The 25,813-nt window shown below is 69.2% G+C and carries 23 protein-coding genes and 1 pseudogene; 11 read left to right on the top strand and 13 right to left on the bottom strand.

Features of this window, described 5'->3' with window-relative positions; all coding sequences use genetic code 11:
• Window positions 1-7: 7 nt before the first annotated feature.
• Both I3V78_RS09845 and I3V78_RS09840 read right to left on the bottom strand, forming a co-directional pair.
• Window positions 8-283, bottom strand: a complete 276-nt coding sequence (locus tag I3V78_RS09845; protein ID WP_204486388.1) for a Rieske 2Fe-2S domain-containing protein — start codon at window positions 281-283, stop codon at window positions 8-10.
• On the bottom strand, window positions 280-1,638 hold the full coding sequence (locus tag I3V78_RS09840) for an iron-containing redox enzyme family protein (protein ID WP_204486380.1): 1,359 nt from the start codon (window positions 1,636-1,638) through the stop codon (window positions 280-282). Before I3V78_RS09840 ends, I3V78_RS09845 begins: the two co-directional genes overlap by 4 nt.
• 174 nt (window positions 1,639-1,812) lie before the next feature.
• Here I3V78_RS09840 and I3V78_RS09835 point away from each other — a divergent pair, with 174 nt between their 5' ends.
• From I3V78_RS09835 to I3V78_RS39105, 4 genes and pseudogenes are all read left to right on the top strand, one after another.
• Entirely contained in the window at window positions 1,813-2,433 is a 621-nt protein-coding gene (locus tag I3V78_RS09835; protein WP_204486378.1) for a pyridoxamine 5'-phosphate oxidase family protein, read from the top strand.
• Window positions 2,434-2,815: 382 nt separating this feature from the next.
• Complete coding sequence (locus I3V78_RS09830) at window positions 2,816-3,463, top strand: DUF6310 domain-containing protein (RefSeq protein ID WP_338023516.1); 648 nt, start codon at window positions 2,816-2,818, stop codon at window positions 3,461-3,463.
• The gene (locus I3V78_RS09825) at window positions 3,460-4,218 is read left to right on the top strand and encodes a DUF5953 family protein (RefSeq protein WP_204486374.1); all 759 of its coding nucleotides are present in this window, start codon (window positions 3,460-3,462) and stop codon (window positions 4,216-4,218) included. The genes I3V78_RS09830 and I3V78_RS09825 overlap by 4 nt, the downstream gene beginning before the upstream one ends.
• Before the next feature lie 184 nt (window positions 4,219-4,402).
• A pseudogene (locus tag I3V78_RS39105) lies at window positions 4,403-4,606 on the top strand (hypothetical protein); the annotation flags it as partial.
• Here I3V78_RS39105 and I3V78_RS09820 read toward each other — a convergent pair.
• The 4 genes from I3V78_RS09820 to I3V78_RS09805 form a co-directional block, all read right to left on the bottom strand.
• A protein-coding gene (locus tag I3V78_RS09820) for an IS5 family transposase (protein WP_204486371.1) occupies window positions 4,581-5,374 on the bottom strand; the annotation gives its coding sequence in 2 pieces (ribosomal slippage) (window positions 4,581-5,038 and window positions 5,038-5,374; 795 coding nt in all). The pseudogene I3V78_RS39105 and the gene I3V78_RS09820 sit on opposite strands and share 26 nt — an antisense overlap.
• Window positions 5,375-5,480: 106 nt before the next feature.
• Window positions 5,481-7,709, bottom strand: a complete 2,229-nt coding sequence (locus I3V78_RS09815; protein WP_204486370.1) for a restriction endonuclease — start codon at window positions 7,707-7,709, stop codon at window positions 5,481-5,483.
• 167 nt (window positions 7,710-7,876) lie between these two features.
• Window positions 7,877-9,796 (bottom strand): CotH kinase family protein, encoded by a 1,920-nt coding sequence (locus tag I3V78_RS09810; protein WP_204486369.1) that lies wholly within the window; start codon window positions 9,794-9,796, stop codon window positions 7,877-7,879.
• 51 nt (window positions 9,797-9,847) lie between these two features.
• A complete protein-coding gene (locus I3V78_RS09805) occupies window positions 9,848-11,467 on the bottom strand; it encodes a peptide chain release factor 3 (RefSeq protein ID WP_204486365.1) in 1,620 nt (539 codons plus the stop codon).
• Window positions 11,468-11,614: 147 nt separating this feature from the next.
• On the opposite strand from I3V78_RS09805, the gene I3V78_RS09800 reads away from it, so the two are divergent.
• Complete coding sequence (locus I3V78_RS09800; protein WP_204486363.1) at window positions 11,615-12,004, top strand: RidA family protein; 390 nt, start codon at window positions 11,615-11,617, stop codon at window positions 12,002-12,004.
• Window positions 12,005-12,010: 6 nt separating this feature from the next.
• Here the strand turns inward: I3V78_RS09800 and bla are convergent, their stop codons facing one another.
• Complete coding sequence (gene bla, locus I3V78_RS09795) at window positions 12,011-12,757, bottom strand: subclass B1 metallo-beta-lactamase (RefSeq protein ID WP_420840450.1); 747 nt, start codon at window positions 12,755-12,757, stop codon at window positions 12,011-12,013.
• A 272-nt stretch (window positions 12,758-13,029) separates the two neighbouring features.
• On the opposite strand from bla, the gene I3V78_RS09790 reads away from it, so the two are divergent.
• Both I3V78_RS09790 and I3V78_RS09785 read left to right on the top strand, forming a co-directional pair.
• Window positions 13,030-14,877, top strand: a complete 1,848-nt coding sequence (locus I3V78_RS09790; protein ID WP_204486359.1) for a CBM96 family carbohydrate-binding protein — start codon at window positions 13,030-13,032, stop codon at window positions 14,875-14,877.
• Between the two features lie 51 nt (window positions 14,878-14,928).
• Window positions 14,929-15,642 (top strand): hypothetical protein, encoded by a 714-nt coding sequence (locus tag I3V78_RS09785; protein WP_204486357.1) that lies wholly within the window; start codon window positions 14,929-14,931, stop codon window positions 15,640-15,642.
• 16 nt (window positions 15,643-15,658) lie between these two features.
• Here I3V78_RS09785 and I3V78_RS09780 read toward each other — a convergent pair whose 3' ends face one another.
• The 3 genes from I3V78_RS09780 to I3V78_RS09770 are packed head-to-tail and all read right to left on the bottom strand — an operon-like array spanning window position 15,659 to window position 18,262.
• Window positions 15,659-16,453 carry an ABC transporter permease gene (locus tag I3V78_RS09780; RefSeq protein ID WP_204486355.1) on the bottom strand — a complete coding sequence of 265 codons (795 nt, stop codon included), beginning with the start codon at window positions 16,451-16,453 and terminating at the stop codon, window positions 15,659-15,661.
• A gap of 4 nt (window positions 16,454-16,457) precedes the next feature.
• Window positions 16,458-17,261 carry an ABC transporter permease gene (locus tag I3V78_RS09775; RefSeq protein WP_204486353.1) on the bottom strand — a complete coding sequence of 268 codons (804 nt, stop codon included), beginning with the start codon at window positions 17,259-17,261 and terminating at the stop codon, window positions 16,458-16,460.
• On the bottom strand, window positions 17,258-18,262 hold the full coding sequence (locus tag I3V78_RS09770) for an ABC transporter ATP-binding protein (RefSeq protein ID WP_204486351.1): 1,005 nt from the start codon (window positions 18,260-18,262) through the stop codon (window positions 17,258-17,260). Before I3V78_RS09770 ends, I3V78_RS09775 begins: the two co-directional genes overlap by 4 nt.
• A 62-nt stretch (window positions 18,263-18,324) precedes the next feature.
• On the opposite strand from I3V78_RS09770, the gene I3V78_RS09765 reads away from it, so the two are divergent.
• On the top strand, window positions 18,325-19,548 hold the full coding sequence (locus I3V78_RS09765) for a small ribosomal subunit Rsm22 family protein (RefSeq protein ID WP_204486349.1): 1,224 nt from the start codon (window positions 18,325-18,327) through the stop codon (window positions 19,546-19,548).
• A 6-nt stretch (window positions 19,549-19,554) separates the two neighbouring features.
• Here the strand turns inward: I3V78_RS09765 and I3V78_RS09760 are convergent, their stop codons facing one another.
• Both I3V78_RS09760 and I3V78_RS09755 read right to left on the bottom strand, forming a co-directional pair.
• The gene (locus tag I3V78_RS09760; RefSeq protein WP_204486347.1) at window positions 19,555-20,040 is read right to left on the bottom strand and encodes an FKBP-type peptidyl-prolyl cis-trans isomerase; all 486 of its coding nucleotides are present in this window, start codon (window positions 20,038-20,040) and stop codon (window positions 19,555-19,557) included.
• An 82-nt stretch (window positions 20,041-20,122) separates the two neighbouring features.
• The gene (locus tag I3V78_RS09755; protein ID WP_204486344.1) at window positions 20,123-21,508 is read right to left on the bottom strand and encodes a M20/M25/M40 family metallo-hydrolase; all 1,386 of its coding nucleotides are present in this window, start codon (window positions 21,506-21,508) and stop codon (window positions 20,123-20,125) included.
• A 132-nt stretch (window positions 21,509-21,640) separates the two neighbouring features.
• Between I3V78_RS09755 and I3V78_RS09750 the strand changes: the two genes are divergently transcribed.
• From I3V78_RS09750 to I3V78_RS09740, 3 genes are read left to right on the top strand one after another with little or no spacing between them, the layout of a single operon-like run.
• Window positions 21,641-22,012 (top strand): response regulator, encoded by a 372-nt coding sequence (locus tag I3V78_RS09750; protein ID WP_204486342.1) that lies wholly within the window; start codon window positions 21,641-21,643, stop codon window positions 22,010-22,012.
• A 38-nt stretch (window positions 22,013-22,050) separates the two neighbouring features.
• Window positions 22,051-22,965 carry a PilZ domain-containing protein gene (locus I3V78_RS09745; RefSeq protein ID WP_204486339.1) on the top strand — a complete coding sequence of 305 codons (915 nt, stop codon included), beginning with the start codon at window positions 22,051-22,053 and terminating at the stop codon, window positions 22,963-22,965.
• Between the two features lie 11 nt (window positions 22,966-22,976).
• Window positions 22,977-24,596, top strand: coding sequence for a sensor histidine kinase (locus tag I3V78_RS09740; protein WP_204486332.1), 1,620 nt, complete (start codon window positions 22,977-22,979; stop codon window positions 24,594-24,596).
• 10 nt (window positions 24,597-24,606) lie between these two features.
• Here I3V78_RS09740 and I3V78_RS09735 read toward each other — a convergent pair whose 3' ends face one another.
• Complete coding sequence (locus I3V78_RS09735) at window positions 24,607-25,740, bottom strand: THUMP domain-containing class I SAM-dependent RNA methyltransferase (protein WP_239576369.1); 1,134 nt, start codon at window positions 25,738-25,740, stop codon at window positions 24,607-24,609.
• Between the last annotated feature and the right edge of the window lie 73 nt (window positions 25,741-25,813).

Here is a 25,813-nt window from a genome sequence, read left to right as displayed (position 1 = left end):
GCCTGGCTCAGGAGGGCTCGGGAACGAGGATGTGCATCACCCCGCCCACCCGGACCGAGGGCACCTGACGCCGCGCGAGATCCCTCGGCGAGTTGACGATCTCGTGCCAGGGACAGGTCACGCACTCCGTGGCCTCGTCCCAGGTGCCCAGGCTGAGCGGGCCCCCGCGGTGCTTGCATTCGTCCCGGATGACCACCAGTCGGCCCGCCTGGCGCAGGCACAGGTAGCGCGCATCGCCGACGCGCACCTGACTCCAGTGCCGCGCCTCCAGCTGAACCCTCATCCCCGGCCCACCGGCCGCTCGGGTGCCACGGACAGCCGTGCGCCCTCGCTCACGACGCGGGCGCCCACCATCCGGCCCGCGGGCACGCGCACGGCCTCCCCCGCCCCCAGCCGCCGCGGCTGGAGATAACCCGCGTCCACCTCGACCTCGCCCCGCGCCACGGCCACCACCGTGTCGACGTCACACACCCGGGGCTCCAGCAGGAACCCCCGGGGGCGCTCCTCGGCGAGCGACAGGTCCACGGGTCCGGAGGCCGCCGCCCCGCCCGTCAACAGCGCATCACAGAAGTCCATCTGGGCCAGGAAGTCGCGCTCGGTCAGGTCCCCCAGCAGCCGGTAGGTCTCGATGCCGCGCACCATGGCGGGAATGACCGCGTCCCCGTACTGCCGCACCATCGGGCGCATGAGCTTGTCGAAGGCCATGCGCCGGTGGTGAAGGTCGATGCCGGCGTGCTCGTCGAAGTAGCCCGTGTCTGTCTTCTCCCTGCCAAACACCTTCTTGAGCAGTTGGCCGAAGCGGCGATGGAAGTATGGATTGACCGCCTCCGCCCAGTACAGCCCGCCCAGGGACTCGAACCAGCTGGGCTTGTGGACGGTGGTCCAGAAGAAGTAGTTGGTCAGCAGCAGCGAGCTGGGCAGATACCAGTAGTAATACGTGTGCATCCGCGCGCTCAGCCCCACCGACTCGATCGTCTTCACGAAGAGCGTGGAGTGCTTCTTCTGGTGCACCCCGTAGCCGAACTCGTCGATGAAGATCTTCATCATCTCCGACTGCGCCGGGCCGTAGTTGCCGGGCAGGGCCAGGGCCATCTGCGAGGCCTCGGCGAGGAAGTCGACCGCGAGCTGCACCAGATAGGCCCGGGCCGCCTGCTGGGGATGCGGCGAGGCCTCGATGCGCAGGCACAAGTCGCTGGGGGTGGCCTCGTAGTCCGCCAGCAGCCGGGTGCAGTACTCCTCCAGGTGCTCGATCGTCCAGGGTCCGTCCACGGAGATCTCCCGGGACAGGAAGTCGAAGCACGTGCGATCGAGCGCGGGCCGCACCAGCGCGTTGGCCGCCACGAATTGCGGCGCGTAGAAGCCCTGGAAGGCCCGCGTGTCCGCTTCGGAGAAGCGCCCCTCGGGCAGGTAGAGGTTGTTCTGCTGGTAGATGTTGAAGAGCAGCCGGTTGAGCACGAGCGAGCGCTGGGTCAGCAGCGTGTCGGGCCGCAAGGGCTCGTCCAGGGTCTCCACCGGAAGCGCCGACAGGTCCGTGGGCCGGTGATACGGGCTCTCCAGCAACCAGTCCGCCGCGGGCCGGTACGGTTCACAGGACTGCAGCCCCTTCCAGAAGGGGTCGATGTGGCGCGTGTCGAACATGGCGAGATGTACTCACAGAACCCGGGCGGGCAAGCAGGGCGCGGAGGCCCCGGGAAGACGAATGTGTCCTCCGTGACGCTCCCCACCCCTTCCCTACAACCTGGGCGGCGATCCCCTGAAGATCAAGGCGCGAGTGCCCACCCGCCAGGCAGGCCCTCCCAGGCACGGAGCCCCATGAACGACGTGACGACCCGCGGCGGCCTGCTCGAGACCGCCGAGCAGCTGCGGCAGCACTACGGCGAGCCCTACGCGCTCGCATTCACCAAGGAAGTGGACCACGTCCATCCCCAGTACCGGCCGTTCATCAAGGCCTCGCCCTTCGTCGTGCTGGCCACGGCGGGCGCGCACCATGTCGACTGCTCGCCCCGGGGCGACGGCGCGGGCTTCGTCGAGGTGTTCGACGAGCGGACGCTGCTCATTCCGGACCGCCCGGGCAACAACCGCATCGAGAGCCTGCTGAACATCGTGGAGGATCCGCGCGTGGCGCTGCTCTTCCTGGTGCCGGGCGTGGGGGAGATGATGCGCGTGCGGGGCCGGGCCTCCATCTCCATCGAGCCGCGCTGGCTGGAGCGCTTCACGAGCCCGGGCAAGAGCCCGCCCAAGACGGTGCTCGTCGTGAAGGTGGAGTCCGTGTACTTCCAGTGCGCCCGCGCGCTGATTCGCGGCCGGGTGTGGGACCCGAGCACCCACGTCGCGCGCCACACCCTGCCCAGCGCGGGAGACATGCTCGCCGCCATCAGCCGGGACCGCGTCGACGGCAAGGCGTACGACCAGGAAGACGAGGGGGAGCTGTAACGAGGCGCCATGAACTCCTGCCCCCTCGCGTCACCCCAAGGCATACGCGGTACGCGTTGATTCTCCACGTGGCGGCGGAAATCGAACAACAGAGGACCCATCCATGCGCCTTCGCACGTGCATCGCACTTCTGCTCCACGTCTCCGCCTGCGCGACGTCAGCGCCGAGCAAGGATGAGACCGAGGACTGGAACTCGAAGTATGCCAACCTCCAGCGGGCGGCGGCCCTCCCTTGGACGGATGGGGGACGGTGCGTGGTCCAAGAGGCTTCGCGGCCCTGGCCCGTATTGGCGGAGCGCTGCTATCAGGCCCTCGACCATGACCGGGTTGAGTTTCACGACCCCTCGGGAAGATGTTGGATGGCCTCTGCTGGGGCCGCGGCCATGGGGCTCGGTCTGTGCGTCCTGGCGGCGCCGGAGATTGCCGTGGGGGCGGTGGTGGTGACCGGCGTCGTGGTGGTGGGCGTCCTCATCAAAGAGGCCCTGGACACATACGAACTGAGGAGGGGTCGCCCCGAAACGCGCCCGGTGCTGGAACCGCACCCCGTACCTGTCACCAAGACCGCACCGATGAAGGCCACACCAGGACAAAGGCCCAAGCCGGAGCCAAAAGGGCCGGATTACCCTCCCGTGGGTCCAACCGAGGTCACGGAGAGCGAGCGCCGCCGCAGGTGCGAGCCCATACCCGTGCCGCACGAGGGCAAGGATGACGCGCACAACAGGTGCGCCGATCAGTTTCCGCCCAACCGCTACCCCGGAATGGATGTACTCGTGAACGGTGTGAGCTTCGATGCGCTGCAAGTCGGCGCGCGTGTGCTGTGGGAAATCAAGACCCATCGATTTGATACGTACCCTGACTTCGTCCAGGACAAGGAAATCAAGCGGGAGCTGAAGCAATTGCGCAAGCAGCGCGACGCTGCTCGACACTGCGGATATGCTTACGTTGTGGGGGTAAGCACCGAGGAGCACAAGGACGCGCTGCTGCAGGAGGATCGGTTCCTCAAAATCGTCGTCACAGGGTGCACTCGATGACTCGACGAAAGAAACTCGGCATCATCGTCTATGCGCCTGCTCTGGTGCGCGAAGACGGTCGCACACTCGAAATTGTCCAGGGGATGGAACAAGCGCTTCCCGGCTTGCGCATGGCGTGGGAGGTTTCTGAAAATGGGCGACCCATCGCATTGCCGCAGCGCGACACATGGCTCGTAGGGAGAACCAAGGACGGGGAGTTTCCTCTGGTATGCAACGGCGATGAGCGCTCTCCCATTACCGTGTATGGGTTACAAACCTCCGCCCCCCACGCCCCTGGCGGTCAGCAGCCGCTGCTCGATGTTCACGCCAAGCTGCCACTCGACGCAGTCGTCATCTCGGCAGCGGTGGAGATGCTGGAACGCATCGCGGAGGGAGCCCGCGCATTCTGGGGGCATGCGACGCCGGGTGAAGCCGCTCTGGACATCGCGTATCAAACCGCACCGACGCTGGAAGGACCGCCATCCCCACGCCGGGGGTTGCCCGCCCTGAAGCTCTTCGAGCACATCCGTTCGCCCGAGATTCCTGCCTACCTTGGATGGCTGAATTACTGGTCGGCCGCTGCCGCACGGGCCATTGGCTTTCCGGACCCAGCACGTGATTCGGAACTGCTGTCACGTGCGCGGCGGACCGCGACGGGTGGGTGGCTCGTGCAGCTTACCGATACACCGCTCGACCTGGACAACCCCGCCCACCTGGACGCGCTTAAGCAGGCCTACGAGCGCTTCCCGGAGGTCGGCGGGCGCTCCGCTCCTTAAGGACGACGCCCGCCCGCTCCCACGAGCAGAGAGCGCCGCAAGCACGTCGTGCACATCAAGTGCGTGAGAGCCACGTAACTGGGGCAAGCTCAAGGTACGCCGTTTGGCGGCGGAGTTCGGTTTTCGCCTACACGTGCCCTTACGCGAACCACAGAAGAAGAAGGCCAAGCGCCAAAGGCACTAGAAAGCACGGCGCTGGGTGGTGGAGCGAACCTACGCCTGGCTCACGCGTTTCCGTCGATTGCTGGTGTGTAGGGAGAAGCGCGAAGACACCTCCCTGGGGATGCTGCACTTCGCCCTGGGCATCATTACTTGGCGCCACGTCTTCCTACCAAAATATGTTCTTAGCGGATTAAGAGAGCCTAACTCAACCTCCGGACGAGGATGAGGCAGCAGGCGAGCTGGAGGAAGGCGAAGTGGATGTCGTCGCGCACTTCGTAGCGGATGACAAGGCGGCGAAAGAACTTCAACCAGGCAAAGGTCCGTTCCACCACCCACCGGTGGCGGCCCAGGCGAGTGGAGGACTCCACGCCCCGGCGAGCAATCCTCGGTTGGATGTGCCGCTGACGCAGTCCCTGGCGCACACGCGGATAATCGTAGCCCTTGTCCGCATGCAATTTGCCGGGCCGCCTGCGCGACGCGCCCCGCGGAGACTTCACGCGAGGAATCTCGTCCACGAGCGGCAGCGCCTCACGACTGTCATGCGTGTTGGCCGGAGTGAGGGACTCGGCCAGCGACAGGCCCGCGCCGTCGGTCACCAGGTGGTGCTTGCTGCCCGGACGCCCTCGGTCCGTCGGGTTGGGGCCGGTGAGTAGACCCCCCTTTTTGCCGGCACCGACGTGGAGTCGATGGCGGCTCGTTTCCAGTCAATCAGGTCCTGGCCTCCCAACTCCGCCTCCAGCAGTCGCTGGAGGCGTTCCCACACTCCCGCTTCGGCCCAGTCGCGTAGGCGTCGCCAGCACGTCATGCCGCACACGCCGAACACCTCGGCGGGCAGCAACTCCCAGGGGACGTTGGCCTTGAGCACGAAGATGATGCCGCGCAGCGCGAGCCGGTCCTCTTTCCAGGGCCGCCCGCCCTTGGGTTGAGGAGGATGGACGGGCAGCAGGTCCTTCACGCGCACCCACAGGACGTCCGGCAGCAGTTCTCTGGCCATACCTCCAAGGTGGTTACGCCCAGGCTACTCCGCAAGTTAAGTTAGGCTCTCTAAGCCCAGTGTAATCTCTCCAGGTATCAGCAGCCCTGACACAGGAAATAGGCACTTACTTGAGACGGGCCAGTTGCGAAAACTCTTCACCGTCCATGAGGCGAAGACCTTCCGCCTTCGCCAAGCGCCGACTTTCCCCCGTGAAGGTGCTCGTCGTGGCGACCATGCCACGGGTTCCGTCAGGGTAGGCCCGCATAGCGCCCAACAGTTCCCGCAGAATCGCAGGTCCTACCTTCCTGTGCGGTGCGTAGCACTTGCACTGGATGACCCAGCGCTCAGGTTCGCCCGACCCTTCAACGCCGCGCGTGGCATACACATCGACACCTTGGTCCCCACGCCGCGAGGCAGCAGTGTGCTCCACGACGAAGCCTAATCTCTCCATGAGGCAATTCACGTCTCGTTCAAACTGAAACCAGTTCGCGCCTCCTGTCACCGACTGGCCAGGGTCCCAAACCTCATAAAGCGAGAGGAGCGCTGAGCGGCTGCGGTAAATGACGGTTCGTTCATTCTTCCCTCGCTCATGCGGCCGAACGAACGTGTAGTTCTCCGGAACGGGAAAGCCGTAGCGCTGCCCCAGTGCCCGCTGATGTTCGGACGCTCGCGTTGCACGTCTCAGGTGCGCGCGTACATAGTGAGCTCGGCGCTCCTCTTGGTTGAGTTCGCGCATGCAATTCTCTACTGCAGGTCTTCCGACGTATCTGATCCGAGGCAAGTAAACAACGACAGGGCTATCCTCCTGTCCGCGCTTCACCTGCCCCTGCCGCAGTTGTCGAGCCACGGTGGAGAAAACACGCTCCCGATCCTCCACCACCACGAAGTCGCGAAACAGAGAAGCCAACAGGAGCTTGAGCGCTGCGTGGGCGCGAGCGGGCTTGTCCGTTTCCGGGTTCAGAGAGAGGAGACCATTGCAGACCACGAGTTTCTCACGAGTGTCCAGCGCAAGTTCTGCGTACTCGCCGGTTGGCCCGCGAGCGACAAAGGCGATGTCTGAACCGTGCTCCCAAGCCTGAAACCGCGCAAACGGCCCCACCTGTAGTTCGAAGATGGCGCCTGGCTCTAGCGCCCATCGGCGATGTGCAAGCGCCTCGTCAATCAAGACATCCGCGGCAGCATCAGTCGGCGACGTTTCTTCAGCAAAGGGAAACCCCAGCCACGAGGCCGACTGAGGCCGCAAGTCCATTGGGACATCCTCCCCCCCAATGTGATGTCCGGTGTTGATGTGAAGCGCCGAGCTTTGCCGAGCCCAATAATCCTCTGCCGCAAAGGTTTCGGAGAAGCGCTCTGGCAGAATTTGCAGCGCGCGCAACTCTCCGGTGGCGAAGTCCAACCATGGGAGGAAACGGCCCTCACGAGTCAGGTGCGTTCCGAGAAGGAATGCTTGAGTAGCGGCCGTCTTTAGAACGCAGTGGGCATGTCCACTGATTTCGTGGGTGTAGGTGTCGAACTCGTGGTCCGCAGCAAGGAACTTCAGAAAGGACGCGCCGCCCTTGCTTCGAATCTCCTGAAGAGCTTCCAGTGCATCTTTGGCACCCCAGTTCGGCCGCGCTGTGATGTTAGCTAAAGGGCCAAAGGCGTCAGGTGGAATCCGACCAAGTTGAGTGAGGGGCGGCGCTCCCTGAGCCGCTACCGCCAGTTCAGAGAGAGCAAGCACAGAGCGCCGATATTCATTGGCCCACCCCAGGGATAGTCTTTCACCGGGAGTAGCCTGGCTCCGTAGGCCTGGGTGCAGACCGAAAATATGCCAGAACGAGGCACGCTCATCGGGCATGAGGGGTACATGATCGGCTACCCTCGCCCATTGGGCATCAAAATCGGGTTGTTGGCCCAAATCGAGGGAGAGGGCGGCGACACACCGCTCCCCTCGAACAATGACGACCGTGCAGCTACCTGTCTTCAGGTCGTGAAACGCTTGCTGCGTCGACGGTAGGAACGTGCAACTTCCTCCCCCTTTCCAGTACAGCGAGACGGTGAGGGTGGCCCCAAACTCGGAATCCCAACCGTAAGAGTAAAAGAAGTAGTTGCCGGATGGCTGAAAGGTCCCGTCCACGAGAAAAAACAGGGTGGGCGAAGCCCCTGCGGTCTGGAACCCCACGTGGCCCGGATTGGTCTTGAGGATCTTGAGGACGTCAGTGGTTAGCAGGCGATGTGGCAGCGGTTCGATGAGCCGCGCATGCTGCCGGGGAACAGTCCCAGGGGGGCCGAGTTTTTCAAGATTCACAGTTTTTACCTCCGAAGCTTGCTGGTAACCCGACAGCGATGGCACTGCGTGGGACAGGTCGTGCACGCCCCGAAGTTCCTGTTACTCCACTCCTCTCAAACGAGAAGCCTACGCACTCGCGGGTAAGCTGCGTCAGGCTGGCCTGTCAGGTCACAAAAAAAGGGAGGGCGCGTGCTTGGCGTGCCCTCCCTCGACTTTTCCACAGTAGGAGCGACGGGAGTTAAACCCGCCGCTCAGAGGGGACCGAAGGCCTCCTCCAGGAACTGGCGCATGAACGCGGGCCGCTGCTCCAGGGCCGTGCGCAGCGAGGCGACGTCCGCCGACCAGTCCTCCAGCGAGAGCGGATAGCCCCACCGGTTGATGTGCGCGGGCATCTCGGGCGCGATCAGCGCCTCCAGCGCATCCACGTGCGCCGTCATCCGCTCCTCCGTGAAGGTGTGGTCCAGGTGCCAGCGGAAGCGCTCGATGAACCGGGCCTTGAACTCCGGCGACTGGAGCAGAGCGCGCACGAGCGCCACGCTGGGCTCCGGCAGCTCGTCACCCGTCAGCAGCCGCGCCAGCGAGTTGGCATCCGGCCCCGACACGAAGGCGAGGTCCAGGTCATACAGCAGCCAGCGCCAGCGGCCATCGCCGTCCGTGGACGTTCCCCCCGGGTTCTTCCCCGTGAAGCGCCACCACTTGGCGTTGTTGTGGGGCCAGTCCTCGTTGCCCAGGAAGACCTGCGCGATGACGTAGTCCGTGAAGTTGTCCACGTCCATCCGCGCCTTCACGTACGCGTAGTGCTCCGCCACGGACAGGTCGTTCTGGCGCACGTAGTCCAGCAGCTGGAGGTAGGGCGTCTCGTCCCCGTCCGTCCCCACGTTCACCGCGCCCAGGCCCTCCAGGACGACGATCTTCTTGCGGTCCAGCCCATGGTGCTGCGCCAGGTAGTACTCGTCATAGCGCTCGCGTAGCTCGTGCAGGCCCCAGTACTCGCCATTGAGGAACACGACCGCGGGACGGCAGGCCTGCAGGTCCAATCCCAGACCCACGAGCGCGCTTTGCAACGCGCAATCCTTGAGCTTCGAGGCCAGGGAGTCCTGTCCCGAGGTGCGCAGGATCAGCCGCTTGTAGTCGCGCAGCGACGAGTCGGGGAAGAGCGCCGGCTTGAACGTCTCCGGGCCGTAGTCCTCCTTGGCATACAGCCGAAGGCTCTTCTGCGGCAGCGCGGAGCTGCCCGAGCCGTGGATGCGCACGCCCGCGTTCTGCGCCAGCAGCCGCTGCCCCGCCGGCTCGAACCACTCGACATGGATGGGACGCTCCCACTCCTTGCCATCCTCCATGTAGTTGCCCGTGCCCCAGTACCAGGGCCAGCTCGGATCCTCCGCGTTCATCCGGCCCGGCACGTAGATGCCCCGGTCGAAGTCGAAGAAGTTCCCCGCGTCCGTCGCGAGCGACGCCACGGGCAGCGCCGAGGCCCTCCCGCCCACCAGATAGGTGCGGGTCTCGCTCGGGCCCACGGGCAGGCTGCCCACGAACTGCTGGATGCGCACCACCGTGGCGTGCGGGAGCGTGTCCATCTTGGGCGAGCGCCAGCGCCAGTGCAGGGGCGCGTCGAAGGGGTTCGTCTCGATGAACGACAGGGGCGTGGGCTCGCCCTGGCGAGGCAGCAGCACCAGCGGGCCCTCGGCCAGGGGAGAGTTCACCGTGGGGGTCGAGCCATCCAGCGTGTAGCGCGTCTGCGCCGCCGACGAGACCGGCAGGCGCAGGAACACCTCGGAGTGGTAGAGGCCCGGCTCGGTGGCGAACTGCACGTGCTGGAGGTTCAAGGCCGCGCTCCCCGCCTGCCCGTCCACGTCATACGCCCGCACCAGGAGTGACTTCGCCGCGTCGTCTGGCTTCCAATCGAAGCGCCAGTTCACCCCGTCGGCGTCCACCTGGGCGTACCCGAGCAGGCGGGTGTCCTCGTAGACCTCCACCCAGGCAATGGCCCGCCGGCTCCGCAGGGAGCCCTCGAGCACGTGCTGGACATTGTCCATCCGCGTGATGGTCACCGAGGGGATGGAAAGATACACCCCCGTCTTGACCAGTTCCGGATTGGCGGCGGGATCACACGCCCCCCACAGCAGCGACGTGGCGACCAGCGCCACCCGCGAACCCTGAAAAAAAGACATCGACGGCCCCCAAACCCCGAGCGTCCGAGGTCCCGTCAGCTCCGGCCCCGCTCAGCTTCCGGTCGCAGCAAGTTGCCTTAGTTGGGGGGCCGACGACAAGAACTTCAATTCCGGATGTTTTTCCTCGGCGTGTTGCATCGCCCAGTCGTCCCGGAAGAGCACCAACGGCAGACCATCGCGGTCCTGCACCGTCTGCCGATTCCCTTCCCAGTCGAAAGTTTTCGGATCGAAGTTCGGTCCCACCACCCAGCGCGCATGGCTGAAGGGCAGGCGGTCGAGAATGATGCGCGCGCCGTACTCGTGCTCCACGCGGAACTGGAGCACCTCGAACTGCAGCGCGCCCACCACGCCGACGATGGGGTCCTTCATGCCCATGCCGATCTGCTGGAAGATCTGCACGGTGCCCTCCTCCGAGAGCTGCTCCAGGCCCTTCTCCATCTGCTTGCGGCGCAGCGGATCCTTGGAGCGCACGATGGCGAAGTACTCCGGGCTGAAGCGCGGCACGCTCTCGAAGAGCAGGTCCTCGCCATCGGCGAGCGTGTCTCCGATGCGGAACATGCCCGGGTCGAACAGACCGATGACGTCCCCGGGCCACGCGTCCTCGATGGCGGTGCGCTCGGCGGCGAGGAACTGGCTCGGCTTGGCCAGGCGCACGTCCTTGCCCAGGCGCGAGTGGAACGCGGTCATGCCCTTGACGTAGCGGCCGGACACCACACGCATGAACGCGATGCGGTCGCGGTGCGAGGGGTCCATGTTCGCCTGGATCTTGAACACGAAGCCCGCGAACTTGGGGTGGTTGGGCTCGCGCGGGCCTTCCTGCGTCGGGCGCGAGGTGGGCGCCGGCGCCAGATCCAGGAAGGCATCCAGGAAGGGCCGCACGCCGAAGTTCGTCATCGCGCTGCCGAAGAACATGGGCGTGAGCTGTCCCGAGGCCACCTTCTCCCGGGTGAACTCGTCCCCGCCAATGTCCAACAGCTCGATCTCCTCCTTGAGCGTGGACAGCTCGCGCTCGGTGAGCACCGAGTGGATTTCGTCGGAGTCGATGGGCACCGAGCGCTCGGCCACCTCGGACTCGCCATGGCGGCCCTCCGCGGAGAAGACGTGCACCACCTTGTGCTGCCGGTCATACACGCCCCGGAACTCGGGCCCCATGCCGATGGGCCAGTTCATCGGGTAGGCGCGCAGGCCCAGCACCTGCTCGAGCTCGTCCATGAGCTCCAGGGGCGCGCGACCGAAGCGGTCCAGCTTGTTCACGAAGGTGAAGATGGGGATGCCGCGCATGCGGCAGACCTTGAAGAGCTTCTTGGTCTGCGGCTCGACGCCCTTGGCCGCGTCGATGAGCATCACCGCCGCGTCCGCCGCCGCCAGCGTGCGGTAGGTGTCCTCGGAGAAGTCCTGGTGGCCCGGGGTGTCCAGCAGGTTCACCGCGTGGCCCTTGTAGGGGAACTGCAACACCGAGGACGTCACGGAGATACCACGCTGCTTCTCCAGCTCCATCCAGTCGCTCGTGGCGTGGCGGCTGGCGCGGCGGGCCTTCACGCTGCCGGCCAGGTGGATGGCGCCGCCGTAGAGCAGCAGCTTCTCGGTGAGGGTCGTCTTGCCCGCGTCGGGGTGGGAGATGATCGCGAAGGTGCGCCGACGGGCGACCTCCTGCTCGAGCTCGGATGCCATGAGGGATGCAACTATCACGGGGCGTATGTTTTTTCTCGCGCCTCCCTTCGCGCCCGCGCTCCGCCGGGGTCCGGCCAGGGAACCGGGCGCTCCGGAAGACCCGCCGCGTACACTCCGCGTCCCCTCCCCTTCACCCCTGGAGCTGTCATGCGGCGCGAGCGACACTCGACCGGAACCCCCTGGGAGCCCCGCGTGGGCTACTCGCGCGCCGTACGCGCCGGGCCCTTCATCTTCGTCTCCGGCACCACGGCGACGGATGCCCAGGGCCAGCTCGTGGGCGCGGGAGACGCCCATGCCCAGGCCGTGCAGGCGCTGCGCAACATCCAGGCGGCGCTCGAGGCCCTGGGCGCCAGCCTGGAGCACGTGGTGCGCACCCGGATGTACGTGACCGACATCACCCGCTGGGAGGAGGTGGGCCGCGCCCATGGCGCGTTCTTCGGCGCCATCCGCCCCGCCACCAGCATGGTCGAGGTGCGACGGCTCATCGACCCCGCCATGCTCGTGGAGATCGAGGCGGACGCCCTGGTGGGCGACTGAGACGCCTCACGGCGCCGCGCGCAACAACGCCTGGGTATGGGTGAGCAACTCCGGCCCTCCGGGCGCGCCATGGCCCGGGAGCACCTGGCGCGCGTCGGGGAAGCGCTGGCGCACGCGCTCGAGGCTCCGGGGCCAGGCGGCGACGTCCGCGTCCTCCAGGTTGCCCAGGTCGCGCGCGCTCGCGTCCTTCACGAAGCAGCCCCCATAGAGCAGGCCCCGGTCGCCATACGCCACGACGAGGTTGTCCGGCGAGTGGCCCGCGCCAGGGAAGAACACCGACAGGGGCCCCCACTCCTGGGCGTCCGCCAGTGGCTGGAGGGTGACCGTCATGCCCCGCGCCACCACGCGCCGCGCCGTCTCCTCCCGCGCGGACACCGGCACGCCCCGGGCCCCGAGCGCGGGGATGCCTCCGATGCGGTCCAGGTGGAAGTGCGTCACCAGCGCCGCGCGCACCGGCCGGTGCAAGGCGTCCCGGGCCCAGTCGAGCAGGCGCTCCGCCTGCCGGGGATTCCAGCCCGTCTCGACGAGGAGCGAGGACGCGCCCTCCTCGATGATCAAACCGTTGGCGGGCGTATGGCCCCACTCCTTCCCCGCGAGCGTCACGTGCACCCAGACCCCGGGCGCGAGCCGGTACACCCGCACGTCCTCGGCGAGCACGACCTCGTCTGGCGGCTCGGCGGCCGAGGGCTCGATGACGCGCGCCGTCGGGGACGGAGCGGGAACGGAAGCGCAGGCCACGCCCAGACATGCCATCACTAGAACCAGCGGGATTCGGAGGGACATGGGCCGAGTGTCCCTTGAGCGAGGCCCTGGATGGAATTCCGCCACCGCGTTCCCCATCCACGCACCCCGGACACCCATCCTGGCGCGCTGGCTTCCCATCCTCGAAGACACCCCTGGGGGCCTCCGGGGTGACCATCGAGCGCGGCGCCAGCGGACGCCGTCCGGCACTCCCCCTGCACTGGCTCGAACCCGACCCGGCTCGCCTCATGCCGAGGCACGCGCGGGCGCAAGGGAGAGCGGTCATGGGTGGATGGCGCGGGGTGGGACGCGTGGCGGGCGTGGGCATGGTGGTGTGGGCCTCGGCGGGCGCGTGGGCGGAGACACGAACCCAGATCTTCCCGCCCGTGGCCGATGCCCGGGTGGAGGCCACCGCGCCCGGAGAGAACTTCGGCGGCTCCTCGGTGCTCAAGGTGGACAGCTCGCCCCTGTACCAGTCGTTGCTGCGCTTCGACCTCTCCGGGCTCAGCGGCACCGTGACGAGCGCGAAGCTGCGCCTGTACGCCACGGATGCCACCCTCCACGGGCCCGCGCTCCACGCGCTCGACGCGGCGTGGCAGGAGCGCGGCGTCACCTACCAGTCCCGGCCCCCGAGCGGGGCCCGGGTCGCCACCGTGGGCGCCGTGGCGGCCAACACCTGGGTGGAGTGGGACGTGACGGCGGCGCTCCAGGGCGGCGGGACACCCGACTGGAGCCTGGAGCCCACGGGGAGCGATGGCACGGTGTTCTCCTCGCGCGAGGCCCCCGATGCGGCGCTCCGGCCCCAGCTCGTCGTGACCGTCGAGGGGGGGACGCCCCCGCCCCAGGCCGCGTGGACGTATTACGGCGCCGCGCAGGGAGCGCCCCAGCGGGTGCTGGGCGTGAGCGCCGACGCGGGCGGCAACATCTGGGTGGCCGGAGGCCAGGAGGGCCTCTTCGTCCTCCAGAAAGGCCAGAGCCAGTTCCGCCGCTTCACGATGGCCGACGGCCTGCGCCCCTATGGCTACATGCCGGATGGGAGCGCCCCTCCGGGCACGCCGTACCTCAACGTCATCTCCGTGACGGGTGGCCCCGCGGGCGTGGCCTTCGTCGGCTACGGCGGCAAGCCCCCCGCGTCGGGCATGCCCTCGTGCGAGGACGAGTGGGACGCGGCCTGGTACGCGGGCCGCGCGCCGGACGCGAGCGTCTACAAGAGCGGCGACGCGGACCGCGTGACGCTCTCGGGCTCGGGCCTGCAGGTGGTGCACTACGACCTGTCCACGGGGCCCAACAAGGTCGCCGCCGAGCCGCGCGGCCGCGAGAAGCTCTGCAGCGTGCTGCGCATCGCCTATGACCCGAGGACCCAGAGCGTCTGGTTCGGCGCCAACCACGGCTTCGCCTGGGGCCAGGCGGACTTCGCCGGCTACTCCTGCGCGCCGGGCACCTGGGACTACGGCTGCGCCGGGGTGAAGGAGCACGTGCACCCCGCCATCAACGCCTGGAACGCGGCGGGCACGAGCGTGGTGCTGCTCACGGACGCGTACTACGGCGTCTCGGTGCTGCCCAATGGCGACGTGTGGTTCGGCGGCGCCAACCGCTCCACGCGCTTCCGCTACGGCACCACCGGCTACAACTACTGGTCGGCCCAGTCCCAGGCGGAGGACAGCGCCTACCGCGCCAACCGCATCGACGTCTGGCCGGACGCCGTGGGCGAGCCGAACATCCCCACCGTGGCGCAGCGCGTGGACGACCACGTCTCGGGCATGGCGGTGATGGGGGACCAGAGCGTGTGGGTGGGCAGCTTCACGCGGGGGCTCGCGCAGCTCGACGTCAACGGCCAGCGGCTGCGCGCCCTGTCCACCCAGCTCGTGGATGGCGCGGGCCGGGTGTCCGCCGTGGCCGCGGATCCGAGTGACGGCAGCGTGTGGGCGGGCGCGAGCTGGGGCGAGGGCCTGAGCCGGGTGCGCGGCGGCGAGGTGCTGCTCTACGGCCAGGACGTGCTGCCCTCGGCCCTGCACTGGCTGCCCGTGACGGACATCCAGGTGGATCGCTCGGGCTCCACCCGCCGCGTGCTCATCGGCTTCGATGGCACGAGCAAGCGGCGCGGCGCCGTGGGCGTGTACACGGGCCCCTGAGCCCGGGCGGCGGGGGGGTCGAGGCCCTCCCGCTTCGTGCTATCGAGGGCCATGCTCCTGGCCCTCCCTCCCGTCCCGCAGCTCGTCCTCCAGCAGGTGCCTCCGTCGCGGGAGCGCACGGTCGCGCCCCGGCGCATGGGCACCCACGGCATGGTGCTCTTCGGCGCGGGTCCGCGGCTGTACCTGTCGCACATCCCGATGTTCCACCGGCCCCATGACGTGCAGCTCCTGCTCGCGGTGAGCCTGGAGCCCCAGGACGCCGGCGCCGTGCCGACGGACTTCTCCCAGGGGACCTATACCGTCGAGCCGGAGCGCTTCGACCTGGACGCGCTCGCGAGCGGCAAGCTCCAGCGCTTCCGGGCCACTGTGTACCAGGGCAACTTCGAGGGCGGAGGCACGCCCGTGGCGCGCGAGGTCACCGTGAAGGTGGAGGCCGTCCGCTACCAGCGCGTGCTGTCCGACCCGGCGCCCGCGCTCGGCGCGCCGCGCTATCTGGTGCTCGGCGAGGGCACCGAGGTCTACCTCGTCCATGTCCTGTCACACGCCCCGGACTTCGATCAGGTGCTCCGGGTGAAGCTCGATCGGCCCCTGCCCCGCCGGGACGGCCCGCTCCCCGTGCTGCGCTTCGAGGGGCGGGAGAACCGGTTGGAGCGGCGGCTCCAGGCGGGCGAGCGGCTCCGGGCCCGGGACGAGGCCGGCGCGCCCGTGGGACTCGAGGTCCAGCGGGAGCTGTCCTTCTTGAAGGGGCCGGACTTCACCCCCTGACGTCACCCGCCTGGGCTCAGCTGCTCGCGGAGGTGTAGCGGCCGATGGCGTGCTTCCACATCTGGCGCGACAGGAAGGCGAACAGGCCCGAGCCGAGGATGGCCCACCCGAGCGCCGACCACGGCAGCCGCCCGAGCATCGCCTCGGCGGGGAACGTCGTCATCACCGCCAGGGGGATGATGAAGGTGAAGACGAAGGACAGGGCCCCGCGGAAGACGGGGGCCGGCCAGCGCGCGGCGTCGAAGATGGAGGTGAAGAAGTAGGACAGGTTGTCCACCTTCACCACGTAGAAGGCCGCGCACACGGTGAGGATCCACAGCGAGTAGAGCAGGAGCACGCTCGTCACCAGGAGCACCAGCGAGATGCCCACGCCCAGGAGCGACGGCACGCGCCCGAGCCGGTGGAAGGCGTAGCCGAAGACGACGAGCGCGGCGAACACGTTGGTGATGCGCCAGGGCAGGAAGCGCTCGGTGGACACCAGGAACTGGGCGTCCGCGGGCTTGAGCAGCACGAAGTCCAGGGTGCCCTTGCGGATGTGCTCCACCACGCCCGTGAGGCTCGGGTTGATGGCGCCCTCGAGGATGCCCTGCAGGAGCGTGAACCAGCCGATGACGAGCAGCGACTCGCCGAAGCTCCACCCCTCGATGTCGCGCTGGGCGTTCTGGAAGACGACGAACAGGGGCACCAGGGCGGTGATCATCCAGAAGACGGAGATGAGGCCGTCCACGAGGAAGTCCGCCCGGTACTGCATGGCCAGCAGGCTGGAGGCCCGCAGCCGGACTCCCAACAGGCGCAGGTAGCGGCGCAGCATGGTCCTATCCTCCGTAGGCCGCGAAGCGCTTGAGGCCCCGCTTCCACGACACCACCGACACGGTCAAGAGCACCGCCACCCATGCCCACTGCCGCGCCAGCAGGCCCAGGGCCTCGCTGAAGCCGTGCGCGTTGATCATGATCTCCGTGGGCAGGCCAATCTGGTAGCGGAACGGCAGCCAGTCCAGCAGGCCCTTGAGCGCGGAGGGAAAGAGCTCCACCGGGTACAGGTAGCCCGAGCCCACGAGGAACAGCGCGAACCACACGTCCATGAGCCGCTGGCTGCTCTCGATGTAGAGGCTCAAGGAGCCGATGGCCACGTTGGCCAGGAAGGTGATGAGCCAGCCGCCCACCAGCGCGAGCACGAGGAAGAGCCAGCCCCACGCCGTGCGGGGCAGCGCGGCCGCGCCCGAGTGCACGAGGGAGAAGATGACGATGGGCAGCACCATCAGCGCGCGCAGGGGCATGTAGCCCAGGTTCTCCGCCGCGTAGGCCCACAGCGGGGAGATGGGCCGCAGCAGGCGCATGGCCAGCGTGCCCTGACGCACCTCGTAGTTCATCTGCCACGCCACCCACGAGCCCGTCACCTGACGCACCGAGAAGGTGGCCAGGAAGTAGCGCACGAAGTCCTCGGAGTCGTAGCGGCCCACGGGGTTGTAGCGCGCCACCGCCGTCCACAGCGCCATGGAGATGAAGGGCATGGTGGTGGAGAAGAACCAGACGATCATCTCCGCCCGGTAGGCCACCGCCTCGGACACCCCCACGCGCAAGAGCGTGGGAAAGGCCCGGATCGTCCCGCGCACGCTCATGCGCCCACCACCGCCGCCGCCGCCCGCTGGGCCTTGCGCTCGGCGAACAGCTCGCTCATGACCTCCTCGAGCGGGGCGTTCTCCACCGTCAGGTCCATCACCGGCAGCGTGGACAGGGCCCGGCTCACCGTCGCGTTGACCGAGTCCTGGCTCACCTGGAGCACCGCCTCCGCGCGCTCGTGCGACACCACCTTGCCCAGGGCCGCCAGGTCCGCCGCGGCCACCTCGCGCGACAGCCGCAGCACCACGCGCTTCTCCGGCCGCACCCGCTGCACCAGCGCCTCCAGCCCACCGTCATAGGAGAGCTGGCCCTTGTCGATGACGATGACCCGGGGGCACAGCGCCGCCACGTCGTCCATGTAGTGGCTGGTGAGGATGAGCGTGGCGCCGTGGCGCTCGTTGTACGACTTGATGAAGGCGCGCATCGTGGCCTGCATGGACACGTCCAGGCCGATGGTGGGCTCGTCCAGGAAGAGCACCCGCGGCCGGTGGATGAGCGCCGCGGCCAGCTCGCACTTCATGCGCTCGCCCAGGGACAGCTGCCGCGCCGGCTTGCCGATGAGCTCGCCCAGCTCCAGGAGCGTCACCAGCTCCTCCAGCGTCTGCTTGTACTGGGCCCGGGGAACGTCGTAGATGGCGCGGTTGAGTTCGAACGTCTCCGAGGGCGGCAGGTCCCACAGGAGCTGCTGCTTCTGCCCCGTCACCAGCATGATCTTCTTGAGGAACAGGTCCTCGCGGTGGCGCGGCACGTGACCGTCCACGCGCACCTCCCCGCTCGACGGGTGCAGCAGCCCGGAGAGCACCTTCAGGGTCGTCGTCTTCCCCGCGCCGTTGGGCCCGAGGAAGCCCACGCGCTCGCCCGCCTTGATCTCGAAGGAGATGCCATCCACCGCCTTCACCTCGGTATAGGTGCGATGGAAGACCGATCGGAGAGCGGCCTGGAGGCCGGGCGGACGCTTGTGGACCTGATAGTGCTTGCGCAGGTCGCGAACGGAGATCATTGGACGGCATTTAACGCGGTTGCCCCTCCGAGGCGACCCTTCTGTGAGCAAGGCGGGACGGGATGAGCGGCGCGTATGGCAAGGATCTGGAGCGGTGGATTCCGCGGCTCATCGCCGTGTGGCGGCAGGCGCGCGGACGCGGAGAGGGTCCGGAGACCCGGCTGACGCCCCAGGAGATCAAGGAGGTGGGCGCGGGGGTCAAGCAGCTGTCCCTGGGCCTCACCCGCGACCGCAAGCTCGCCGGGGCGCGGTACATGGACGACCCCAAGCTGCTCGGGGCCTACCTGCTCTTCTACTGGCCGGTGTCCTACGCCCAGGCGCGCGAGGCGATGGGCGAGTTGCCGCAGCGGCCCCGCGCCGTGCTGGACCTGGGCAGCGGCCCCGGCCCCCTGGCCTTCGCCGCCCTGGACGCGGGGGCCTCCGAGGTGACGGCCGCGGACCGCAGCAAGCCCGCGCTGGCGCTCGCCCGGGCCCTGGCCACCGAGGCGGGCGAGGCGATCGCCACGCGCGAGTGGGACCCGCTCAAGAAGGCCCCGCCGCCCGAGGGCAAGTACGACCTCATCACGATGGGCCACGTGCTCAACGAGCTGTATGGCGTGGGGGACGAGGCGGTGAAACCCCGCGCGGCCCTGCTCACCCAGGTGCTCGCGCAGGTGAAGCCCGGCGGCAGCCTGCTGGTGCTGGAGCCCGCGCTGCGCGAGACGTCCCGGCTCCTGCTCAAGGTGCGCGACGTGATGGTGGAGCAGGGCCACGCCATCCGCGCGCCGTGCCTGTACCGGGGCGCGTGCCCCGCGCTGGTGAAGGAGAGCGACTGGTGTCACGCCGAGCGCGACTGGCCCATGCCCGGCGTGGTGGAGGACATCGCCCGGGCGGCGGGCCTGCACAAGGAGTCGCTCAAGATGAGCTACCTGATGCTCGCGCCCGCGGGCGAGCCCTGGAGCGCGCCCCGGCCCGACCGGCTCTTCCGCATCGTGTCCGAGTCGCTCGAGGGCAAGGGACGCCAGCGCTACATCGGCTGCGGCCCCGAGGGGCGCATGGGCCTGGCGATGCAGGAGAAGCACCGCGCCGAGCACAACCAGCGCTTCTTCAAGCTCAAGCGCGGCGAGGTCATCTCCGTGACGAACACCGAGCCCAAGGGCGACGGGCTCGCGCTGGATGACCGCTCGGAGGTGCGGACCGTGGCCTGGCCCGGTCAGGCCGTGCCCCCGGCGCCTCCTCCGGCGCTCGACCCGGCGCCCAAGGAAGCCCCGCCCGCGCCCCCGGAGGGACGGGGCGAGGGCGCCTGAGTCCGACTAATGGTCGTGGCCGCCCTCGCCATGGGCGTGCCCGTGCTCCAGCTCCTCCTCGGTCGCCTGGCGCACGCCGCGCACGGTGACCTCGAAGTGCAGCGTCTTGCCGGCGAAGGGGTGGTTGAAGTCCACCACCACCATGTCGCCCCTGACCTCCTTCACCAGGAAGTCCACCTCGTCGCCCTCGTCGTCCGTGGCGCTCAGGATGCTGCCGGCCTTGAGCTCCATGCCCTCGGGGAACTCGGTGCGAGGCACCTCCTCCACGCCGTCCGGATCGATGTCCCCGTAGCCGTCCTTGGGCTGCACGACGACCTTCAGGGCCGCGCCGGCCTCCTTGCCCTCCAGCTCGCGCTCCAGGCCGGGGACGATCTGCTCGTAGCCGTGCAGGTACTCCAGGGGCTCGCCCGGCTCGCTCTCGTCCACGACATTGCCATCGCCCAGATGCAACCGGTACTCGATGGCGACCACGCTGTCCTTCGCGATTTTCATGAGGGCCCTTGTAACGCAGGACGGACCCACATGCCCGTGGGATGTGCGTCCCTTTGCCCAAAGGACGACCGATTCCGGAGGGCTACTTCAGGGCCAGGGCCAGCTCCTCATAGAGGTGGATGGCGCTGCGCACCGCCTTGTCCCAATCCCCCAGGTGCAGGCTCTCGTTCTCCGAGTGCGCGTTGGTGTACGGATCCTCCACGCCGATGAGCAGCGCGGGCACGCCGCCGAGCTCCCGGGCGAAGGGCTCCACGAAGGGAATGGACGCGCCGCAGCCGATGGCCACCGGGTCCGTGCCATAGCCCTTCTTGAGCGCGCGGAAGGCCGCCTGGAACGCCGGGTGGGAGGTGTCGGTGAACCAGGGGCTCGAGGGCGGATCCGCCTTGAGGCGCAGCTCCAGGCCCCACGGCACGCGCGCCTCCAGGTGCCGGGTGAGGCGCTGGAGCACGTCCGCGCCGTCCAGGTCCGGGACCACGCGGATGCCCACCCGGGCCCACGCCGCGTCGCAGATGATGTTGCGCGCGTCGCGGCGGCTGCTCGCCTCGATGGCGTTGATGGCCAGCGCGGGCTGGCGCCAGTTGGTCTCCCACGGGTGACGTCCGCCCAACAGTTCGGCGCCGGGCACCAGGCCCGCCTGCTGCTTGAAGGACTCGGCGTCCGCGGGCAGGGACTGGATGCTCTGGCGCTCGGCGTCGGTGAGCGGGCGCACCTTGTCGTAGAGGCCCTCGATGGCGATGCTGCCGTCCGGGTGGCTCAGGCTCGCCAGCATCCGGCACAGCGCCATCACGGGATCCGGCACCGGCCCGCCCCACATGCCCGAGTGCAGGGCCTGCTTGAGCGCGCGCACCTCCACGTCCACCGTCACCAGGCCGCGCAGCGCGGTGGTGATGGACGGCAGGCCGGTGTCGAAGTTGGTCGTGTCCGTGAGCACGATGGCATCGGCCTGGAGCAGGTCCTTGTGCAGCCGCAGGAACTCGGTGAGGTGGCCGCTGCCCACCTCCTCCTCGCCCTCGATGAGCACCTTCACGTTGAGCGGCAATTCGCCGCCGCCCTGGAGCCACGCGTCCACCGCGGAGGTGTGCACCACGATGCCCGCCTTGTCGTCCGCCGAGCCGCGGCCATACAGCCGACCCTCGCGCTCCTGGGGCTCGAAGGGCGGACTCTTCCACGCGGCCTCGTTGCCGGCCGGCTGTACGTCATGGTGGGCGTACAGCAGCAGCGTGGGTTTGCCAGGGGCCTTCAATCGCTCGCCGTAGACGTAGGGATGGGCGCCGGGCAGCTCGAGCAGCCGCACGTTTTCGAAGCCACGCGACTTCAACAGCGTGGCGGTCGCGCGGGCGCTCTCGGCCACGTGCGCGGGATCGAAACCGTCGAAAGACACACTGGGAATGCGGATGAGTTGCTTCAAATCTTCGAGATAGCTGTTCCGCTGCGCCTCGAAGTGGGCCAGGGCGTGCTCTGTGGTCATGACGACTGATTAGCCCACTTCGTCCTCATGGGCATACCGCGCGTTCAACGTCACACGGCCTCATGGAGGAATCGCATTCTCTTGTCGGGAGGCATGGGCATTCCTGGATCACGCGACCTATCATGACGCCCCATGAGCCCCCCGACGCTGTTGGTGGTCGATGACGATCGCTTCGTGCGCGACCTCCTCAAGGACGCCATCCGCCAGAGCGGGCTCGAGGTGCGCATGCTCGAGGCGCGGGATGGACGCGAGGGCCTGGAGGTCGCCGAGCGCGAGCATCCGGCGCTCATCCTGCTCGACCTGTTCATGCCCCACTGCAGTGGGCTGGAGGTGCTGGAGTCCTTGCGCACCACCGCGCCCGACACGCGCGTGCTCATCATCAGCAGCATGGATGTGGAGCCCGTCGTGGAGCAGGCCCTGTCCGCCGGAGCCGTGGGCTTCGTGGGCAAGCCCTTCCATCCGCTGGAGATCGCCCAGGCGGTCCGCCAGGCCCTCGCGCATTGAGCACCCCCACCCCCTTGCCCCCCACTCGAGGAGCGTCCATGTCGAACTACTGGATTGGAGATTCCATTGGTCGAGTGCTCGGGCCCCTGACGCTGCAGTCCTTGCGCGCGCTCATCAGCTCGGGGCGGCTCAAGGCGGTCACCCGGGCGTCCCGGGATGGCGAGCACTGGGAGCCCATCACCCAGTTCAGCGAGGTGCGGGATCTGCTGAGCGCCGCCGCCGCGGTCCACCCGCCCGAGAACGCGCGCGCGCAGACGGAGCGGTTGCGCCAGCAGCTCAGGCAGATGCAGCCGCTCACCGCCTGGCAGCTCTTCGGCGTGAAGCCGGACGCGCCGCTGGAGGAGCTGCGCGGCGCCTTCTTCCGCGCCGCCCGGCGCTTCTCGCCCGAGCACCTGAGCGCCGATACGCCGGCGGAGCTGCGTCAGGCCAACTCGGACATCTTCGAGCTGCTCGCGCGCCGCATGCGCGAGGCCGAGGGCCAGCGGCCCCCCGCGCCCAACACGCTGCGCGCGGCGCCGGCCATGCGCGTGGCCACGCCGCCGCCGTTTCGCGCCGCCGCCGCCCAGACGCCCGCCTACACCTACTCGGCCGAGGAGTTCGTGGGCCTGCAGACGCGCAACGAGCGGCTGCAGGTGGAGGTGCGCGTGAGCGGGCGCAACACGGGCATCTTCACCGACCACCGCATCATCAACTTGCAGTCCGGGGGCCTGTTCCTGCCCACGCACCGGCCCCTGCGGCTGGGGACGCGGGTGGACCTGGTGTTGAATTTCGATCAGCCCGCGCGCCAGCTCAAACTGCGCAGCTCGGTCATCTGGGAGTACACGCTGGACGACGGTAAGCAGCCGCGCGGCTATGGCCTGGGGCTGGCGGACCTGAGGACCGAGGAGCGCGCGTTTCTCGACGAGTACCTGCGCGCCCATCGCGCCGCGGCACCGCCCTCGTCCAGCCAGTAAGGAGAAGGACGTTGTCCGAGTACCAGCCGTTCAATGGGCTTCCGGTGCCGGTGCTGGTGGTGCGGGGCGAGCGCATCCACCACGCCAACGCGGCGCTGTTGTCGCTGCTGGGCGTGAGCCTGGAGGACGCGCTCGCCACCCCCGTGTTGATGCTGCTGGCGCGCTTCTCGCCCGCGCAGCTCGCCTGGTTGGAGCCCGCGCTTTCCGGACGGGCCCTGGGCGCGGGAGGCCCCCCGGACTCGTTGTGGGTCCACCTGCGGGTGGCCGGCGGCGCCGAGCGCACCTTCCGGATGTGCCGGGGCGAGGGCCTGCGCGAGGAGGACACCGTGCTCATGCTCCTGGACGCCGAGGGCGAGGAGAGCACGCGCCGGCTCACCGAGTCGCTCGTGGCGGCCGCCGCGGAGCTCGTGCACTGCCGGGACGAGCCGCGCGTGCTGGAGACGGCCGTGGAGGCCATCCACCGGCACGGCTTCTCCGTGATGACGCTGCTCCTGGACGACGACGGGTTCCAGTACGGGCCGCTGCGCCAGCCCCACGGCGTGGTGACGGCGTGTGAGCGGCGCTTCGGCCAGCCGCTCAGGGACATCCGCGTGCCGCGCACGTCCCTGCCCCACGTGGAGGAGGTCTGGAGCCGGCGCAAGGCGGCCTTCCACACCGACTTCCCGCGCCTGCTCGGGCACCCCGTGCGGCGGGGCCTGGCGGAGGAGCGGCCCCCGGCCGTGCGTGTCCTGGACGCCCCCATCTTCGTGGAAGGCCAGCCGCACGGCATCCTCTCCGTGCAGGGCGAGTCCCTCACGCCCACGAGCGCGGCCACGCTGGAGCTGTTCGCGCGGCAGGTGGGCGGCGCGCTGGAGAACGTGCGCCACCACCGCCGGGCGGCCGAGCGGCTCGCGGAGCTGTCGCGGCTGCAGTCGGAGCTGGTGGCGCAGGAGCGGCTGGCGGTGCTGGGCGAGGCCGCGGGCGTGGTGGCCCACGAGGTGCGCAACCCCCTGGGCGCCATCCTCAACGCGGTGGCGGTGGTCAAGCGCGAGCGGCTGGGGCCCGTGGGCCGCAGCGCCCTGGAGATGTTGGAGGAGGAGGCCACGCGGCTGGACGCGATGGTGAAGGACCTGCTGGACGTGGTGCGGCCCCTGGAGCCCCGCCCCCGGCCGCTGCACCCGGGCGAGCTGGCCCGGCGCACGCTGGAGATCCTCGGCCAGCGCCGGCAATTGGGCACGCTGCGGGTGAGCATGGACGAGGCCCCGAACCTGCCCACGCTCCAGGGGGACGAGTTCCTGCTGCAGCTCGCGCTGGAGAACCTGCTGCGCAACGCCGTGCAGGCCTGCCCGCCCGAGAGCGGCGTGAAGGTGGGGGTGAGCTCCGTGCCCGAGGGCATCCTGCTGTCCGTGGAGGACGAGGGGCCCGGCATCTCCCCGGAGGACATGCACCGCGTCTTCGAGCCCTTCTTCACCACGCGCGCCACGGGCACGGGCCTGGGGCTGGCCGTGGTGCGGCGGGTGGTGATGGCCCATGGCGGCACGGTGTCCGTGCGCCCGAGGCCCGGCGGCGGCGCGCGCTTCGAGCTGCGCCTGCCGCTGCACACCGAGGCGCGGCCCCTGGGCTACCTGCCCATGACCCGCGCGCGGGACTGACGTCCGAGGCTCACGGCGGCGCGCGCAAGAGCAGGCGGCAGCGCAGGCCGCCATTGCGCAGGGGCAGGCTCCGCGCTCCCGGCAGCTCCAACGCCCGCACGAGCGCGGGCTCGTCCGGCACGAGCAGCGCCGCGTGCCAGCCCGCGAAGGACTCGCGCAGCGTGCGGCCCAGGGCCCGGTAGAGCCCCGGCAGGTCCTCCCCCTCCCCCACCCGCTTGCCATACGGCGGATTGGCCACCACCCAGCCCGGCGCGCCCGGGGGCGCCTGGAGCGTCCGCGCGTCCTGGCGCTCCAGGGTGAGCGTCACCCCCGCCCGCCGCGCGTTGCGCCGCGCCGTGCCCAGCGAGCCCGCGTTGAGGTCGTACCCGCGGGGCCCCTCCGGCGGCGCGGACAGGACCTCCGCCTGGGCCCGGGCGCGCCGGGCCTCCCACTCGGCCGCGACGAAACCGGGGAAGCGCTCGAAGGCGAAGGCCCGCGCGAGCCCCGGCGCGCGCCGCTGAGCCATCCACGCCCCCTCGATGAGGAAGGTGCCCGAGCCGCACATGGGGTCCACCAGCGGGGCCGCGCCGTCGTAGCCGGCCAACAGGAGGATGCCCGCGGCGAGCGTCTCGCGCAGCGGCGCCCGGCTCACCTCCTGCCGATAGCCCCGCCGGTGCAGGGCCTCGCCGCTGGTCTCCGCGCTCACCGTGCACTGGGTGCCCTCCACGCGCACGAGCAGCGTGAGGCCCTCGCCCGCGGCCTCCTCGTCCAGGGCGCCCGCGCGCTCCACCGCGGGCACGCCCCAGGCCCGCGCCGCCGCCGCCAGCACCGCGTCCGGGCCGGGCAGGCGAGCGCCGTGCAGCGACACGGCCAGCCGCGGGGCCCCGCGTCCCTCCCCCACCGCGCCGAGCGGCAGCGCCGCCAGGCCCTTGGTCAGGGCCCCCGCGTCCGGCGCGGTGAAGCGCCCCACGCGCAGCCACACCCGGCTCGCCGTGCGCAGGTGGAGGTTGGCCTCCTGGTGCAGGCCGGAGGGCCCCACCAGCTCCACGCCGCCCTCCACCCGTTGGGGGGACAAACCCCGCGCCTCCGCCTCCATCACCAGCGCCGGCTCCAGGCCGGGCAGCGTGGCCACGAAGACGTGCTCCCTCTGTTGGACGTTCGCCATCTGAACGGGCATTGTCCGCGCCCGGCGCCCGGCCGCAATGCCTTCCTCTTCCGGAAGCGCGCTCGCCGGGCTG

The organism is Archangium primigenium (assembly GCF_016904885.1).
GTDB lineage: Bacteria > Myxococcota > Myxococcia > Myxococcales > Myxococcaceae > Cystobacter > Cystobacter primigenius.
Note: the sequence above shows the minus strand (reverse complement) of the source record. Positions and strands in the feature narration are given on the sequence as shown.

Excerpts from the sequence above, each read along its gene's own strand:
- I3V78_RS09845 (WP_204486388.1), bottom strand. The coding sequence starts at position 283 with ATGAGGGTTCAGCTGGAGGCGCGGCACTGGAGTCAGGTGCGCGTCGGC.
- I3V78_RS09840 (WP_204486380.1), bottom strand. The coding sequence starts at position 1,638 with ATGTTCGACACGCGCCACATCGACCCCTTCTGGAAGGGGCTGCAGTCC.
- I3V78_RS09835 (WP_204486378.1), top strand. The coding sequence starts at position 1,813 with ATGAACGACGTGACGACCCGCGGCGGCCTGCTCGAGACCGCCGAGCAG.
- I3V78_RS09830 (WP_338023516.1), top strand. The coding sequence starts at position 2,816 with ATGGGGCTCGGTCTGTGCGTCCTGGCGGCGCCGGAGATTGCCGTGGGG.
- I3V78_RS09825 (WP_204486374.1), top strand. The coding sequence starts at position 3,460 with ATGACTCGACGAAAGAAACTCGGCATCATCGTCTATGCGCCTGCTCTG.
- I3V78_RS09810 (WP_204486369.1), bottom strand. The coding sequence starts at position 9,796 with ATGTCTTTTTTTCAGGGTTCGCGGGTGGCGCTGGTCGCCACGTCGCTG.
- I3V78_RS09805 (WP_204486365.1), bottom strand. The coding sequence starts at position 11,467 with ATGGCATCCGAGCTCGAGCAGGAGGTCGCCCGTCGGCGCACCTTCGCG.
- I3V78_RS09800 (WP_204486363.1), top strand. The coding sequence starts at position 11,615 with ATGCGGCGCGAGCGACACTCGACCGGAACCCCCTGGGAGCCCCGCGTG.
- bla (WP_420840450.1), bottom strand. The coding sequence starts at position 12,757 with ATGGCATGTCTGGGCGTGGCCTGCGCTTCCGTTCCCGCTCCGTCCCCG.
- I3V78_RS09790 (WP_204486359.1), top strand. The coding sequence starts at position 13,030 with ATGGGTGGATGGCGCGGGGTGGGACGCGTGGCGGGCGTGGGCATGGTG.
- I3V78_RS09785 (WP_204486357.1), top strand. The coding sequence starts at position 14,929 with ATGCTCCTGGCCCTCCCTCCCGTCCCGCAGCTCGTCCTCCAGCAGGTG.
- I3V78_RS09780 (WP_204486355.1), bottom strand. The coding sequence starts at position 16,453 with ATGCTGCGCCGCTACCTGCGCCTGTTGGGAGTCCGGCTGCGGGCCTCC.
- I3V78_RS09775 (WP_204486353.1), bottom strand. The coding sequence starts at position 17,261 with ATGAGCGTGCGCGGGACGATCCGGGCCTTTCCCACGCTCTTGCGCGTG.
- I3V78_RS09770 (WP_204486351.1), bottom strand. The coding sequence starts at position 18,262 with ATGATCTCCGTTCGCGACCTGCGCAAGCACTATCAGGTCCACAAGCGT.
- I3V78_RS09765 (WP_204486349.1), top strand. The coding sequence starts at position 18,325 with ATGAGCGGCGCGTATGGCAAGGATCTGGAGCGGTGGATTCCGCGGCTC.
- I3V78_RS09760 (WP_204486347.1), bottom strand. The coding sequence starts at position 20,040 with ATGAAAATCGCGAAGGACAGCGTGGTCGCCATCGAGTACCGGTTGCAT.
- I3V78_RS09755 (WP_204486344.1), bottom strand. The coding sequence starts at position 21,508 with ATGACCACAGAGCACGCCCTGGCCCACTTCGAGGCGCAGCGGAACAGC.
- I3V78_RS09750 (WP_204486342.1), top strand. The coding sequence starts at position 21,641 with ATGAGCCCCCCGACGCTGTTGGTGGTCGATGACGATCGCTTCGTGCGC.
- I3V78_RS09745 (WP_204486339.1), top strand. The coding sequence starts at position 22,051 with ATGTCGAACTACTGGATTGGAGATTCCATTGGTCGAGTGCTCGGGCCC.
- I3V78_RS09735 (WP_239576369.1), bottom strand. The coding sequence starts at position 25,740 with ATGGCGAACGTCCAACAGAGGGAGCACGTCTTCGTGGCCACGCTGCCC.